This is a genomic window from Pseudomonas sp. MF7453 (genome assembly GCF_016405455.1).
Classification (GTDB): domain Bacteria; phylum Pseudomonadota; class Gammaproteobacteria; order Pseudomonadales; family Pseudomonadaceae; genus Aquipseudomonas; species Aquipseudomonas paralactis.
Window position 1 is genome coordinate 287,782 of sequence record NZ_JAEKCN010000005.1, and the last position, 13,714, is coordinate 301,495.

Here is a 13,714-nt window from a genome sequence, read left to right on the forward strand (position 1 = left end):
AAATCCGTGGTATCTGAGGCTTTTTTCATGCAGGCGTATCAACGCGATTTCATTCGTTTTGCCATCGATCGCGGCGTTTTACGCTTCGGTGAGTTCACTCTCAAGTCCGGGCGCACCAGCCCGTACTTCTTCAATGCTGGCTTGTTCAACTCGGGTTCGGCCCTGGCTCAGCTGGGTCGTTTCTATGCGGCAGCCATCGTTGAGAGCGGTATTTCCTTCGACGTACTCTTTGGCCCGGCCTACAAGGGTATTCCTCTGGCAGCGGCGACGGCGGTAGCCCTGGCAGAGCATCACGGGCAGGACTTGCCGTGGTGCTTCAACCGTAAGGAAGCCAAGGCCCATGGTGAAGGTGGCAGCCTGGTCGGCGCGCCATTGACCGGCGATGTGCTGATCATCGATGACGTGATCACCGCGGGTACTGCTATCCGTGAAGTGATGCAGGTCATCGCTTCCCAGGACGGCGCCAAGGCCGCTGGCGTGCTGATCGCGCTGAACCGCCAGGAGCGCGGCAACGGTGAGTTGTCGGCGATCCAGGAAGTGGAGCGCGATTTCGGCATCCCGGTGGTAAGTATTGTGTCGTTGAACCAGGTGTTGCAGTTCCTGGAAGATGACCCGCAGCTCAAGCAGCATTTGCCGGCAGTGCGGGCGTACCGCGAGCAGTTCGGCGTCTGACACTGACTCCTTTGGGAGCGGGCTTGCCCGCGATAGCGGTGTGTCAGGCGGTGTATTTTTGCATGTACTGCCGTCATCGCAGGCAAGCCAGCTCCCACATGTGAACTGTCTACAAACAAAAGGCCCCGCTCAATTCAATTGAGCGGGGCCTTTTGCTTTGCAGCGGTTAAGGACGCTTGCGGTTACTGATCAGCGTGCCCACACCGGTATCGGTGAAGATTTCCAACAGGATTGCATTTGGCACGCGGCCATCCAGGATCAGCGAGCTGCCGACGCCGCCCTGCACCGCTTCCAGTGCGCAACGGATCTTCGGCAACATGCCGCCGTAGATGGTGCCGTCGGCGATCAGGTCGTCTACCTGCTGGGTAGTCAGGCCGGTCAGTACCTTGCCTTCCTTGTCCATCAAGCCGGCGATGTTGGTCAGCAGCATCAGCTTTTCAGCCTTCAGTGCTTCCGCCACCTTACCGGCTACCAGATCGGCGTTGATGTTATAGGACTCGCCATTGGCGCCCACGCCGATCGGCGCAATTACCGGGATAAAGTCGCCCTTGACCAGCAGGTTGAGCAAATCGGTGTTGATGCCGATGACTTCGCCCACCTGGCCGATATCGATGATTTCCGGCTGGGTCATCTCCGGCGTCTTGCGGGTCACGGTCAGTTTCTTGGCGCGGATCAGTTCCGCATCCTTGCCGGTCAGACCGATGGCGCTGCCGCCGTGGCGGTTGATCAGGTTGACGATGTCTTTGTTGACCTGGCCGCCGAGGACCATTTCCACTACGTCCATGGTCTGCGCGTCAGTAACGCGCATGCCATCGATGAAGTGACTCTCGATCGACAAGCGCTTGAGCAGGTCGCCGATTTGCGGGCCGCCACCGTGGACCACCACCGGGTTGATCCCCACGGCTTTCATCAGCACGATGTCGCGGGCAAAGCCGGTTTTCAGCTCGTCGCTTTCCATGGCATTGCCGCCGTACTTGATCACCAGCGTCTTGCCGACGTAGCGTCGAATATAAGGCAACGCTTCGGACAGGACCTTGGCGGTGTTGGCAGCGGCTTCGCGTTCGAGGGTCATTCAGGGCTCCGGGCAAAAAATCAGAACGGTAATTGGAGATCAGGGGCAACACGTTTCAACTGGGCGTGGAACACGTCCTTGATGCGCTGCAACTCAGCCTCGGTATCCGCCTCGAAACGCAGGACCAGCACCGGTGTGGTGTTGGACGCGCGAACCAGGCCCCAGCCTTTGGCGTAATCGACTCGCACACCATCAATAGAGGTCAGGTTGGCGCCTTCACCCCATTGCGCATCGTGCAATGCGTCAATGATGCTGAATTTGCTCTCCTCGGTCACATGGATATTGATCTCTGGCGTAGAAATATCATTCGGGAAGGTCTGAAACAGTTCTTCGGCGGTGGATTTTTCCTTGCTGAGGATCTCCAGCAGACGAGCGGCGCTGTAAATGCCGTCGTCAAACCCGAACCAGCGCTCCTTGAAGAATACGTGGCCGCTCATTTCGCCGGCCAAGAGTGCGCCGGTTTCCTTCATTTTCTTTTTGATCAACGAATGACCGGTCTTCCACATTAGCGGGCGACCGCCGTATTCCTTGATCAGTGGTGTCAGACGGCGGGTGCATTTCACGTCGAAGATGATCTCGGCGTTGGGGTTGCGCGCCACTACGTCACGGGCAAACAGCATCAGCAGGCGGTCGGGGAAGACGATCTCGCCGGTTTCGGTCACCACGCCCACGCGGTCGCCGTCGCCATCGAAGGCCAGGCCGACGTCGGCGCCCACTTCCTTGACCTTGGCGATCAGGTCTACCAGGTTTTCCGGTTTGCCCGGGTCCGGGTGGTGATTGGGGAAGTTGCCGTCGACATCGCAGAACAGCGGGATCACTTCGCAGTTCAGGGCTTCGAGCAGTTGCGGGGCGATCACGCCAGCCGCGCCGTTGCCGCAATCCACCACCACTTTTAGGCGGCGGGCGAGTTTGACATCGCGAGTGATTTCATCGGAGTAGCGTTGCAGGATGTCGACCTTGGTGATGCTGCCGGTGCCGCTGGTCAGGTCATTGGTCTTCAGGCGGGTGTGCAGGGCCTGGATCTGTTCATTGGCCAGCGTATCGCCAGCGATGACGATCTTGAAGCCGTTGTAGTCCGACGGGTTGTGACTACCGGTGAGCATGACCCCGGATTTGCCGGCCAGTACGTTGGCGGCGTAGTACAGCGCGGGTGTCGGCACCAGGCCGACGTCGCTGACATGGCAACCGCTGTCGGCCAGGCCCTGGATCAGTTGCTCGACCAGTTCGGGGCCGGACAAACGGCCGTCACGACCCACCGAGACGTTGGGCTCGCCCTGGGCCAGGCTCTGCGAACCGATGGCGCGGCCAATCCAGTAGGCGGTTTCGGCGGTCAGGGTCTTGGGTACCACGCCACGAATGTCATAGGCGCGAAAAATGCTGTCGGGAAAGGTCGGGGCTACGCGGGCTGCGGTACTCATCGCGGGGAGAACTCCATCTGAAAGGGGCAGGGCTGGCCTGAAATGTGGCTGGCCGGCAGGCTCAAACTGAAGGGTATGACGGCGTTTTCGGCAGAGAGTTCGTGGTGTAAAAGTGCCATCGGGGTCATGGCTTTGCCCGCATGGCTGCGTAACTCGTTGATTTCACTAGGTAAATTTCGCTTGTGAGATTTACGCATTCTTCATCCTGGAACGCCATGCGGTGGCATCGGGCCAGACGAGGGTGTCTGGCCTGATTCAGCTTAGTCAGTGGCTGCCGGAATGCCCGAAACCGCCTGCACCACGCTGGGTTTCGTCGAACTCTTCGACCAGTTCGAAGTGCGCCTGTACCACGGGCACCAATACCAGCTGGGCAATGCGCTCGCCGACCGCGATGTTGAAGGCGGTCTGGCCACGGTTCCAGCACGAGACCATCAGTTCGCCCTGATAATCGGAGTCGATCAGGCCGACCAGGTTACCGAGCACGATGCCATGTTTATGGCCCAGGCCGGAGCGCGGCAGGATCAGCGCCGCCAGGCCCGGGTCGCCGACGTAGATCGACAGGCCGGTCGGGATCAGGAGGGTCTGGCCCGGCTCAAGGACGGTGTCCTCCTTGAGCATGGCGCGCAGGTCCAGGCCGGCGGAGCCCGGTGTGGCGTAGGCGGGCAGCGGGAATTCGTTGCCGATGCGGGGGTCGAGGATCTTGGCTTGCAAAGCGTGCATGAAAATTAAACCTGGTTCAGCCGTTGGGCGATAAAAGAGATCAGTTGGCGGGCAATCTTGCCCTTGCTGGTCTGGGCGAAAAGGGTGGCGTGCAGCTCGCGATCGATCACGCTGCAGGCATTTTCCTCGCTGTTGAAGCCGATGCTCGGGTTGGCGACATCATTGGCAACGATCAAGTCGAGGTTTTTATCTTTCAATTTACGTGCGGCGTAGTCCAGCAGGTGCTCGGTCTCGGCAGCGAAACCAACACTGAACGGACGGTCCGGACGGGTGGCGATGGTGGCCAGGATGTCCGGGTTGCGCACCATTTGCAGGAGCAGGCCGTCGCCGCTTGTAGGGTCTTTCTTGAGCTTTTGCGGGGCCACGACTTCCGGGCGGTAATCCGCAACCGCTGCCGAGGCGATGAACAGGTCGCAGGGAATGGCGGCTTCACAGGCCGCCAGCATGTCCCGGGCGCTGACTACGTCGATTCGCGTGACGCGATCAGGGGTCGGCAAATGCACGGGACCTGTGATCAAGGTCACCCGTGCGCCTGCCTCGACCGCAGCTTCTGCCAGCGCAAAGCCCATTTTTCCTGAGCTATGGTTGGTGATGTAGCGCACCGGGTCGATGTTTTCCTGGGTCGGGCCTGCGGTGATCAGCACGTGCTTGCCGGTCAGGGCCAGGTGCTGGAAACACTCGGCGGCGCATAGCGCAAGGTCGGTGGCTTCGAGCATCCGGCCCATGCCGACGTCGCCACAGGCCTGGCTGCCGGAGGCGGGGCCAAACACCTTGAGGCCGCGGCTTTGCAGAAGTTGGGTGTTGGCTTGGGTGGCCGGGTCGCGCCACATGGCCTGGTTCATGGCCGGAGCGATCGCGACGGTGGCGTCGGTGGCCAATACCAGGGTGGTCAGCAGGTCATCGGCGATGCCCTGGGCCAGGCGGGCGATCAGGTCGGCGGTGGCCGGGGCGATCAGTACCAGGTCGGCCCATTTGGCCAGTTCGATGTGGCCCATGGCGGCTTCGGCCGCCGGGTCCAGCAGGTCGAGGTGAACCGGGTGGCCGGACAGGGCCTGCATGGTCAGCGGGGTGATGAACTCACTGCCGCCACGGGTCATGACCACGCGCACTTCGGCGCCCTGGTCCAGGAGCCTGCGAACCAACTCTGCGCTCTTGTAGGCGGCAATGCCGCCGCCGACGCCGAGAACGATGCGTTTCCGATACAGACGCTGCATTGGTTTGCCTTTCCAGTTCAGTGATGCCAGTTCAGTGACGCCTGCGATGACCCCTCCCCAGGTGAAATCGCATGCAAAAAAGAGGGCCTACGATAACACAGCGTCTGCCGCGCAACAGCGCAGCAGATACAGACGGAGGTGGGATGAGTATTCGTGATTGGCCCGTGGCGGAGCGTCCACGGGAGAAGCTGTTGGAAGGCGGCGCGGCGAGCCTGTCCGATGCCGAACTGTTGGCGATCTTCCTGCGTACCGGGGTTGCCGGTCGAAGCGCGGTGGACCTGGCGCGTCATCTGCTGGCGCAGTTTGGCGGCCTGCGCCCGCTGTTGGAGGCCAGTCAGACGCTGTTCAGCCAGCATCTGGGGCTGGGGCCGGCGAAATTCGCCCAATTGCAGGCGGTGCTGGAAATGTCCCGGCGCCATCTGGCCGAACGCTTGCGCGCGGACTCGGTACTGGAGAGCCCGCTGGCTGTGCGCCAATACCTCAAGGCGCTGTTGCGCCATGAGCCCCATGAGATATTCGGCTGTCTGTTTCTGGACTCAAAGCATCGCGTGCTGGGGTTCGAGGCGTTGTTTCAGGGCACCATCGACACTGCGATTGTTTACCCGCGGCAAGTGGTCAAGCGTGCCCTGGCGCACAACGCGGCAGCGGTGATTTTGTGCCACAACCACCCCTCCGGGAATGCGGAGCCCAGTGCGGCTGATCGCAGATTGACCAAAATGCTGCAGAAGGCGTTGGAGGTGGTGGATGTGCGGGTGCTGGATCACATCATCGTGGGGGATGGTGATCCGCTGTCGATGGCTGAATACGGCTGGGTATAACCACCTCTGGCTCTGCAGGAGCGAGCATGCTCGCGAAAAAACCGAGAACTGCGCAGGGCACTGGATTCTGCGCGTTATCGTTGACGGTCTTTGCGAGCAAGCTCGCTCCTACAGGGAAGTGGGTTGCGCCTTAGGGCTTGAGGCTGACCTTCGAATAATCCTGGCGGCCGAAAGGGCTTACCTGGTAACCCTCGATATTCTTGCGCGCCAATGCGAACGCCGTCGGGTGCGCCAGCGGTAGCCACAGCGCCTGTTGCTGGATCTGCGCCTGGGCCTGTTGATACAGCTTGGTGCGCACGCCTTGCTCGCTGGTGGTTTTGCCGGCGCTGATCAACTTATCCAGCGCGGGGTCGCAGTAGCGGGCGAAGTTGGTGCCGGACTTCACCGCGGCGCAGGAGAACTGCGGCGTCAGGAAGTTATCCGGGTCGCCGTTGTCGCCAGCCCAGCCCATGAACAGCAGGTCGTGCTCGCCGGCCTTGGCGCGGCGAATCAACTCGCCCCATTCGATCACACGAATCTCGGCCTGGATGCCAATCTTGGCCAGGTCCGCCTGTAGCAGTTGGGCGCCGAGGTTTGGGTTGGGGTTCAGCAGGCTGCCGGTAGGGCGCGTCCATATCGTGGTTTTGAAGCCGTCCTTGAGCCCGGCACGCTCGAGCAGCGCCTTGGCCTTGGTCAGATTCTGTGGGTAGCCTGGCAAATCCTTGGCATAGCTCCAGGTATTGGGCGGGTAGACACCGTTGGCCGCTTCGGCGGTGCCCTCGAAGACGGCCTTGAGGTAGCTGTCCTTGTCAAAGGCCAGGTTGATCGCCTGGCGTACTTCGGGCTTGTCCAGCGGCGGGTGCTGGCTGTTGATGGCCACGAATGCGGTCATGAAAGCGGCGGTTTTTTCCACTTTGAGCGCAGGGTCTTTCTCCGCCTCGCCCACATCCAGGGGCTTGGGCGACAGGGCGATCTGGCACTCATTGCGATGCAGTTTCTGGAGACGTACGTTGGCATCCGGGGTGATGGCGAAAATCAAGTTATCCACAGACGGTTTGCCCGCGAAATAGTCCGGGTTGGCCTTGTAGCGCACCACGGCATCCTTTTGGAAGCGCACGAACACGAACGGGCCGGTGCCGATGGGCTGGCTGTTGAGCTTCTCGGGCGTGCCGGCCTTAAGCAGTTTGTCGGCATATTCAGCCGGGTAGATCGAAGCAAAACCCATACTCAACGCCGGGAGGAAGGTGGAATCGGCGTGGTCGAGAGTGAAGCGTACCGTCAACGGATCGAGGGCGTCGATCTTCTTGACCAGTGTCGGCAATTGCAGGGACTGGGCGTGAGGGAAGCCGCTCTGGGCGATCTTGTGCCATGGGTTGGCCGGGTCGAGCATGCGCTCGAAGCTGAAACGCACGTCTTCGGCGGTCAGCGTGCGGCTTGGGCTGAAGTAATCGGTGCGGTGAAATTTCACGCCAGGGTGCAGCTTGAAGGTGTAGGTCAGGCCATCGGGGGAAACTTCCCAGCTGTCTGCCAGGCTCGGTACCAGCTTGCCGCTGGCCGCATCAAAGTCCACCAGGCGGTTCATCAGCACATCCGCCGAGGCATTGGTGGTGGTCAGTGAGTTGTACTGCACCACATCGAACCCTTCGGGGCTGGCCTCGGTGCAGACGCTCAGGTTGGTGGCCGCAACGGCCATCGGTGCGATAAAGAGTGGGGCAAGCAGTAGCGGTAGGGCAGCGAGGCGCATATTCGGTTTCCTGTGCAGATCGAAGGCCCATCTGCGAGTGCAGTCTGGAAAAAGCCTACCGTAGAGGTCTGATTGATAAATGACTAGCCCATTTTTGCCTGTGCTTTTGGCCAAAATGCTGTTTTGATGGCGCCTCAGCGCGTTTCGCCTTGCACTTAGCCGTGCCTGCGGGCGCTGGAAAACATTCTGTGCGACGAGCGGTCGGCTGTTACAGCGGCCCCTCCTGGCAGCGGTTCAGGCGTTTGGTACCAAGAATTACTCAGGTAAAAACACACGGGCTGTTGTTGCACTGGGGTCTTTCTGGTATAAAGCAGCGCTCTTTTCTAGGGGCCCGGTTCCTTCGCTTGTAGGTGTAGCCGGTAAGACCCTAAAGAAACGCGGCGCCTGGCGCCAAATGACTGAGAGATTAAGCGGCCAACCCATGCCGGGTTGGGCATGTGGTTTTAGAGGGCTGAGGCATGTCGAGAGTCTGTCAAGTTACCGGTAAGGGTCCGGTGACTGGGAATAACATTTCCCACGCAAATAACAAAACCCGTCGTCGTTTCCTGCCGAACCTGCAGCATCACCGCTTCTGGGTTGAAGAAGAGAAACGTTTTGTTCGCCTGCGTGTATCTGCCAAAGGCATGCGTATTATCGACAAGCGTGGCATCACTGTCGTGCTGGCCGAAATCCGCGCCGCCGGCAAGATCTAAGGAGCTCTATCATGCGTGAATTGATTCGAATGATCTCTAGCGCCGGTACTGGTCACTTCTACACTACCGACAAGAACAAGCGTACTACCCCGGACAAGCTCGAAAAGAAAATGTTCGACCCGCGCGTTCGCAAGCACGTGATCTACAAAGAAGGCAAAATCAAGTAATTGATTTTCTTCCTTGTGAAAAAAAGCCCGTATCTCACGATACGGGCTTTTTTTTGCCTGGGATTTGCTGATCAGGCTTTTTCTTCGAACACCACGTAGATCTTGCGGCACGCTTCCAGTACTTCCCAGGTACCGCTGAAACCGGCGGGGATCACAAAGCGGTCGCCGGCACGCAAGGTCTTGGCGTTGCCCTCGGCGTCACGCAGTACGGAAACCCCCTGCACAATTTCGCAGTATTCGTGCTCGGTGTAATTGACCTTCCACTGCCCGACTTCACCTTCCCATACCCCGGCATTCATCTGGCCGCACGGGCTGTTGTAGTGGTTGTAGATCGTTTGCTCGGGATCGCCCTTGAGGATTTTTTCCGCGCCAGGGCGGTAGCGTTCGGGGGCCGTGCTGGCTTGGCTGAAGTCGACGATATCCTGGATGCTCATGTGCGTGTCCCGTCTGGCCTGCGGTTGGAGAGCCCAAAGTCTATGTTTATTAAAATGAACATCGCAAGGGCGTTTACTGCCGTTATGTCAAATATATTGAAACATCCCCAGCCGCTGGTTTAGGGTGGCAGCTGCCTTGCGCCGAACCGATGGCTGGCGGGCAAGAATTCTTTGAGGCTGCCGGGGGGACATCCGCCTGGCCCTGTATTCAATAAGAGGAGGACACTCGCATGACCACCCTGACCCGTGCCGACTGGGAACAACGCGCCAAGGACCTGAAGATCGAAGGCCGCGCCTACATCAATGGCGAATACACCGCCGCCGTTTCCGGTGACACCTTCGAATGCATCAGCCCGGTGGACGGTCGTCTGCTGGCCACTGTCGCCAGCTGTGACGTGGCTGACGCCGAGCGCGCTGTGGAAAACGCCCGCGCCACTTTCAATTCCGGTGTCTGGTCGCGCCTGGCGCCGGCCAAGCGTAAAGCCACCATGATCCGTTTCGCCGCGCTGCTCAAGGCCAATGCCGAAGAGCTGGCACTGCTTGAAACCCTGGACATGGGCAAGCCGATCAGCGACTCCCTGAACATCGACGTTCCCGGCGCGGCAAATGCCCTGAGCTGGAGCGGCGAGGCCATCGACAAGATCTACGACGAAGTCGCAGCCACCCCCCATGATCAACTTGGCCTGGTGACCCGCGAGCCAGTCGGCGTGGTCGGCGCCATCGTGCCGTGGAACTTCCCGTTGATGATGGCCTGCTGGAAACTCGGCCCGGCGTTGTCCACCGGTAATTCGGTGATCCTCAAACCGTCCGAAAAATCCCCGCTGACCGCCATCCGTATCGCCGCCCTGGCCGTTGAGGCCGGCATTCCAAAAGGCGTGTTCAACGTATTGCCTGGCTATGGCCACACCGTGGGGAACGCCCTGGCGGTGCATATGGACGTTGACACCCTGGTGTTCACTGGCTCTACCAAGATCGCCAAGCAACTGCTGATCCGCTCCGGCGAATCGAACATGAAGCGCGTGTGGCTGGAAGCTGGTGGCAAGAGCCCCAATATCGTATTTGCCGATGCGCCGGATCTGCAAGCCGCCGCCGAATCCGCGGCCGGCGCCATCGCCTTCAACCAGGGCGAAGTCTGCACTGCCGGTTCGCGCCTGCTCGTGGAGCGTTCTATCAAGGACACCTTTCTGCCGCTGGTGATCGAGGCGCTCAAAGGCTGGAAGCCGGGCAACCCGTTGGACCCGGCCACCAACGTGGGTGCGCTGGTGGATACGCAGCAAATGAACAACGTGCTGTCGTACATTGAGTCCGGTCATGCTGACGGTGCCAAGCTGGTCGCCGGCGGTAAGCGCACACTGGAAGAAACCGGTGGCACCTACGTCGAGCCAACCATTTTCGACGGTGTGACCAACGCCATGAAAATTGCCCAGGAAGAAATCTTCGGCCCGGTATTGTCGGTGCTCACCTTCGACAGCGCAGAAGAAGCCATCGCCATTGCCAACGACACCCAATACGGCCTGGCCGCAGCGGTGTGGACGGCGGATATCTCCAAGGCGCACCTGACCGCTAAAGCCCTGCGTGCCGGCAGCGTCTGGGTTAACCAGTACGATGGCGGCGACATGACCGCACCGTTTGGTGGTTTCAAACAGTCAGGTAATGGCCGCGACAAGTCGCTGCATGCGTTCGACAAGTACACCGAGCTGAAGGCGACCTGGATCAAACTCTAAGCAGCACTGCTGATCCTCCTGTAGGAGCGAGCTTGCTCGCGAAGAACTTGAAGGCGCCGCGTTTATCCAGCATGAACGCGTCATCGTTAACGTTTTTCGCGAGCAAGCTCGCTCCTACAGTTCGTTTTGCACAATCGAAAATTTATCCACAGGAGCGTGGCAATGCGTTGGGCGACTTATTTCGCCGTCCTGGCCTCGGTACTCAGTGTTGGCCTGGCCCTGGGCGTGAGTATGCCGTTGGTATCCCTGCGCCTGGAAGGCTGGGGCTACGGCAGCTTCGCCATTGGCGTGATGGCCGCGATGCCGGCGTTCGGCGTATTGCTGGGGGCCAAGGTCTCCAGCCGAATGGCGTCCTGGCTCGGCACTGCCAACCTGATGCGCTTGTGCCTGTGGGCGGGGGCGCTGTCTATCGGCTTGCTGGCGATCCTGCCCAGCTACCCGGTGTGGCTGGTGCTGCGGTTGATGATCGGGGTGATCCTGACCATCGTATTTATCCTGGGCGAAAGCTGGATCAACCAATTGGTGGTCGAGCAGTGGCGTGGCCGTTTGGTGGCGCTGTATGGCTGCACTTATGCCTTGAGCCAACTGTCCGGACCCTTGCTGCTGGGCCTGATGGGCACCGATCATGATTACGGGTTCTGGGTAGGCGTTGGCCTTTTGCTCGTGGCGCCGCTGCTGTTGCTGGGGCGATCCGGGGCGCCCACGGCTGATGCGTTCAGCGTCACTTTCAGCGAGCTGTGGCGCTTTTGCCTGAGCCTGCCCGCGATTGCCTGGGCGGTGGCGTTATTCGCGGCGTTCGAAGCGATGATCCTGACGCTGTTGCCGGTGTACTGCCTGCAACAGGGCTTCACTGCCGAAATCGCCTTGGCGATGGTCAGCACGGTGGTCGTGGGTGATGCGTTGCTGCAATTACCCATCGGCGCCCTGGCCGACTATTTGCCGCGCCGCACGTTGTTCCTGGGGTGTGCGCTGCTGTTGCTGGCATCGAGCCTGGCGATTCCGTTGTTGATGCACACGTTGCTGATCTGGCCAGTGTGGGTGCTGTTCGGCGCCAGCGCGGGTGGGCTGTTTACCTTGTCGCTGATTTTGATTGGCGAGCGCTACCGTGACGACGCGCTGGTGCGCGCCAATGCCCACGTGGCGCAGCTCTGGGGCATTGGTTGCCTGATCGGACCGCTGGTGGCCGGTGCGGGCAGCCAGTGGGTCAGCGGTCACGCACTGCCGTTGCTGATGGCGGCGGGGGCGTTGGGGCTGGTGGTATTGTTGCTGCGCCAAGGGGCGTTTGGCGCAACGCAACCTGCCTGAAATGCAATCAATTGTAGGAGCGAGCTTGCTCGCGAAGAACTTGAAGGCGCCGCGTTTATCCAGCATGAACGCGTCATCGTTAACGTTTTTCGCGAGCAAGCTCACTCCTACAGGTGATCTGTCGCACTGTTAGAGCATACGTTCCAGGCCGACGCTGGTGGCGAACCAGGCATTGAAGCGGCGCCACCAGCTGCCGGGCTCGCGGGTCAGGGTGTGCAGTTGCCCGTTGTCCTCGGTCACCCACACTACATTGCCATCCTGCAATTTCGCCTCATAGCTCAGCGCCGGCGACATACCTTCCAGCGCCAGGTTGCGTACGTGTTCGGCCAGTTCGGGGCTGTCCACCAGCACGCCGACTTCGGTGTTCCACAGCACCGAGCGCGGGTCGAAATTGAACGAGCCGATAAATGACTTCTCGCGATCAAAGATCATCGCCTTGCTGTGCAGGCTGGAATCGGAACCGTAGAGGCTGCCTCGACGAAAGAGGTGCGGGCCGCTGCTGGCGCTGGGGTCTCCGGGTTGTCGGCGCAGCTCATAAAGTTTGACTCCATGTTCCAGCAATGCCTTGCGATAGGGCGCGTAGCCGCCGTGCACGGCCGGTACGTCAGTGGCTTCAAGGGAATTGGTCAGCAACTTCACCGACACCCCGGCATCAGCCCGACCCGTCAGGTACACCAGCCCGGGCGGCCCCGGAACGAAGTACGCCGAAATCATGATCAGTTCGCGGCTGACCCCCTCCAGCTCCGGCGCCAATTGGGTGGTGAGCAGCAACTGCGGGTCCGGGTCAGCCTTGGCCAGTACCTTGCTCGGTGCGTCCCACAGCGCCTGGTTCCAGGCCCAAATCAGCTCGCGGCGCCAGATGTCCATGCGTGGTTGGGTCTGGTAGGTACGCAGGCGGTTATACAGCGCGTGGTTCTGCTGGCGCGATTGCGCCAATGAAGCTTCCAGGCGCCCGCGAGCGACGGCCAGATCGATTTTGGACGGCATCTTCGAGACAAACTCATCGATAGGTTTGCTCAAGGCGCTGTTCCAGTACTGATCGAAACTGTGACCCAGTTGCTCTGCCACCGGCCCGACGCTGAGCATGTCGATATCGGTGAAGTTCAGGTTGGGCTCAGCGTCGAAATATTCGTCCCCCAGATTGCGACCGCCCACAATGGCCACGCTGTTATCGGCCAGCCACAGTTTGTTGTGCATGCGCCGATGTTGCAGTGACAGGTTGAATACCCGGCCCATGGCCCGTGTAACGCCGGTACTGCGCCCCAGGTGCAGCGGGTTGAACAGGCGGATTTCGATTTTAGGGTGAGCGGCGAGGGTGGCGATGATCTGGTCGAGGCCGTCGCTGGTGGTGTCGTCCAGCAGAATACGCACGCGCACGCCGCGGTCGGCGGCCTTGAGCAGTTCATCCACCAGCATACGGGTGCTGATGCCGTCGTGAACGATGTAGTACTGCAGATCCAGGCTGGTTTGGGCGTTGCGGATCAGCTCGGCGCGCGCCATGAAGGCTTCACTGCTGTTGGGCAGCAAGCGAAAACCCGAGCGCCCCTGGTGCGGCGCCGCCTGGGCCTGGATCGAGCGGCCGAAGGACGAGTCGTTCGCTGGCATGGCGTCACTGGGTATACGCGGTGTGTCGACCGTGGCGCAGCCGCCCAGGGCCAGGGTGCCCAACAGGAAAAACGGTAATAGCCGTCGAATCATCAAGGGAGCTGCTTCCAGGTCAGGGCGATTATCGTTATATGACGGCCTTTTCTGGCG

General features: G+C 60.4%; 13 protein-coding genes and 1 pseudogene. 6 read left to right on the forward strand and 8 right to left on the reverse strand.

Going from position 1 to position 13,714, the window contains the following annotated elements:
* Positions 1 to 27: 27 nt before the first annotated feature.
* Positions 28 to 672, forward strand: coding sequence for an orotate phosphoribosyltransferase (gene pyrE / locus JFT63_RS10705; RefSeq protein ID WP_198843907.1), 645 nt, complete (start codon positions 28 to 30; stop codon positions 670 to 672).
* A 166-nt stretch (positions 673 to 838) separates the two neighbouring features.
* On the opposite strand, the gene argB is transcribed toward pyrE, so the two are convergent.
* From argB to coaBC, 5 genes and pseudogenes are all read right to left on the reverse strand, one after another.
* Positions 839 to 1,744, reverse strand: a complete 906-nt coding sequence (argB, locus tag JFT63_RS10710; RefSeq protein ID WP_003213275.1) for an acetylglutamate kinase — start codon at positions 1,742 to 1,744, stop codon at positions 839 to 841.
* Between the two features lie 20 nt (positions 1,745 to 1,764).
* Positions 1,765 to 3,168 (reverse strand): annotated as a pseudogene (locus JFT63_RS10715) (phosphomannomutase/phosphoglucomutase); the annotation flags it as partial.
* Positions 3,159 to 3,359 (reverse strand): hypothetical protein, encoded by a 201-nt coding sequence (locus JFT63_RS10720; RefSeq protein ID WP_198843908.1) that lies wholly within the window; start codon positions 3,357 to 3,359, stop codon positions 3,159 to 3,161. The pseudogene JFT63_RS10715 and the gene JFT63_RS10720, both read right to left, overlap by 10 nt.
* A gap of 67 nt (positions 3,360 to 3,426) precedes the next feature.
* Positions 3,427 to 3,882 carry a dUTP diphosphatase gene (gene dut, locus JFT63_RS10725; protein WP_010207501.1) on the reverse strand — a complete coding sequence of 152 codons (456 nt, stop codon included), beginning with the start codon at positions 3,880 to 3,882 and terminating at the stop codon, positions 3,427 to 3,429.
* 5 nt (positions 3,883 to 3,887) lie between these two features.
* The gene (gene coaBC / locus JFT63_RS10730; RefSeq protein WP_015886530.1) at positions 3,888 to 5,096 is read right to left on the reverse strand and encodes a bifunctional phosphopantothenoylcysteine decarboxylase/phosphopantothenate--cysteine ligase CoaBC; all 1,209 of its coding nucleotides are present in this window, start codon (positions 5,094 to 5,096) and stop codon (positions 3,888 to 3,890) included.
* Positions 5,097 to 5,239: 143 nt separating this feature from the next.
* Between coaBC and radC the strand changes: the two genes are divergently transcribed.
* A complete protein-coding gene (gene radC / locus JFT63_RS10735) occupies positions 5,240 to 5,914 on the forward strand; it encodes a RadC family protein (protein WP_057701973.1) in 675 nt (224 codons plus the stop codon).
* A 130-nt stretch (positions 5,915 to 6,044) separates the two neighbouring features.
* On the opposite strand, the gene JFT63_RS10740 is transcribed toward radC, so the two are convergent.
* On the reverse strand, positions 6,045 to 7,637 hold the full coding sequence (locus JFT63_RS10740; protein ID WP_057701974.1) for an ABC transporter substrate-binding protein: 1,593 nt from the start codon (positions 7,635 to 7,637) through the stop codon (positions 6,045 to 6,047).
* Positions 7,638 to 8,095: 458 nt separating this feature from the next.
* Here JFT63_RS10740 and rpmB point away from each other — a divergent pair, with 458 nt between their 5' ends.
* Together rpmB and rpmG are read left to right on the forward strand one after the other, a co-directional pair.
* The gene (gene rpmB, locus JFT63_RS10745; RefSeq protein WP_003176907.1) at positions 8,096 to 8,329 is read left to right on the forward strand and encodes a 50S ribosomal protein L28; all 234 of its coding nucleotides are present in this window, start codon (positions 8,096 to 8,098) and stop codon (positions 8,327 to 8,329) included.
* Positions 8,330 to 8,340: 11 nt separating this feature from the next.
* Positions 8,341 to 8,496 carry a 50S ribosomal protein L33 gene (rpmG, locus tag JFT63_RS10750; protein WP_003176906.1) on the forward strand — a complete coding sequence of 52 codons (156 nt, stop codon included), beginning with the start codon at positions 8,341 to 8,343 and terminating at the stop codon, positions 8,494 to 8,496.
* A gap of 71 nt (positions 8,497 to 8,567) precedes the next feature.
* Here the strand turns inward: rpmG and JFT63_RS10755 are convergent, their stop codons facing one another.
* Complete coding sequence (locus tag JFT63_RS10755) at positions 8,568 to 8,930, reverse strand: cupin domain-containing protein (RefSeq protein ID WP_198843909.1); 363 nt, start codon at positions 8,928 to 8,930, stop codon at positions 8,568 to 8,570.
* 230 nt (positions 8,931 to 9,160) lie between these two features.
* Here JFT63_RS10755 and JFT63_RS10760 point away from each other — a divergent pair, with 230 nt between their 5' ends.
* On the forward strand, positions 9,161 to 10,654 hold the full coding sequence (locus tag JFT63_RS10760; RefSeq protein ID WP_057701976.1) for an aldehyde dehydrogenase: 1,494 nt from the start codon (positions 9,161 to 9,163) through the stop codon (positions 10,652 to 10,654).
* Positions 10,655 to 10,816: 162 nt separating this feature from the next.
* Positions 10,817 to 11,959, forward strand: coding sequence for an MFS transporter (locus JFT63_RS10765; RefSeq protein ID WP_198843910.1), 1,143 nt, complete (start codon positions 10,817 to 10,819; stop codon positions 11,957 to 11,959).
* A gap of 129 nt (positions 11,960 to 12,088) precedes the next feature.
* On the opposite strand, the gene JFT63_RS10770 is transcribed toward JFT63_RS10765, so the two are convergent.
* Entirely contained in the window at positions 12,089 to 13,657 is a 1,569-nt protein-coding gene (locus JFT63_RS10770; RefSeq protein WP_198843911.1) for a phospholipase D family protein, read from the reverse strand.
* Positions 13,658 to 13,714 lie beyond the last annotated feature (57 nt).

What these genes read in the sequence shown, in the direction of transcription:
- pyrE (WP_198843907.1), top strand. Translation starts at nt 28, where the DNA reads ATGCAGGCGTATCAACGCGATTTCATTCGTTTTGCCATCGATCGCGGC.
- argB (WP_003213275.1), bottom strand. Translation starts at nt 1,744, where the DNA reads ATGACCCTCGAACGCGAAGCCGCTGCCAACACCGCCAAGGTCCTGTCC.
- JFT63_RS10720 (WP_198843908.1), bottom strand. Translation starts at nt 3,359, where the DNA reads ATGCGTAAATCTCACAAGCGAAATTTACCTAGTGAAATCAACGAGTTA.
- dut (WP_010207501.1), bottom strand. Translation starts at nt 3,882, where the DNA reads ATGCACGCTTTGCAAGCCAAGATCCTCGACCCCCGCATCGGCAACGAA.
- coaBC (WP_015886530.1), bottom strand. Translation starts at nt 5,096, where the DNA reads ATGCAGCGTCTGTATCGGAAACGCATCGTTCTCGGCGTCGGCGGCGGC.
- radC (WP_057701973.1), top strand. Translation starts at nt 5,240, where the DNA reads ATGAGTATTCGTGATTGGCCCGTGGCGGAGCGTCCACGGGAGAAGCTG.
- JFT63_RS10740 (WP_057701974.1), bottom strand. Translation starts at nt 7,637, where the DNA reads ATGCGCCTCGCTGCCCTACCGCTACTGCTTGCCCCACTCTTTATCGCA.
- rpmB (WP_003176907.1), top strand. Translation starts at nt 8,096, where the DNA reads ATGTCGAGAGTCTGTCAAGTTACCGGTAAGGGTCCGGTGACTGGGAAT.
- rpmG (WP_003176906.1), top strand. Translation starts at nt 8,341, where the DNA reads ATGCGTGAATTGATTCGAATGATCTCTAGCGCCGGTACTGGTCACTTC.
- JFT63_RS10755 (WP_198843909.1), bottom strand. Translation starts at nt 8,930, where the DNA reads ATGAGCATCCAGGATATCGTCGACTTCAGCCAAGCCAGCACGGCCCCC.
- JFT63_RS10760 (WP_057701976.1), top strand. Translation starts at nt 9,161, where the DNA reads ATGACCACCCTGACCCGTGCCGACTGGGAACAACGCGCCAAGGACCTG.
- JFT63_RS10765 (WP_198843910.1), top strand. Translation starts at nt 10,817, where the DNA reads ATGCGTTGGGCGACTTATTTCGCCGTCCTGGCCTCGGTACTCAGTGTT.
- JFT63_RS10770 (WP_198843911.1), bottom strand. Translation starts at nt 13,657, where the DNA reads ATGATTCGACGGCTATTACCGTTTTTCCTGTTGGGCACCCTGGCCCTG.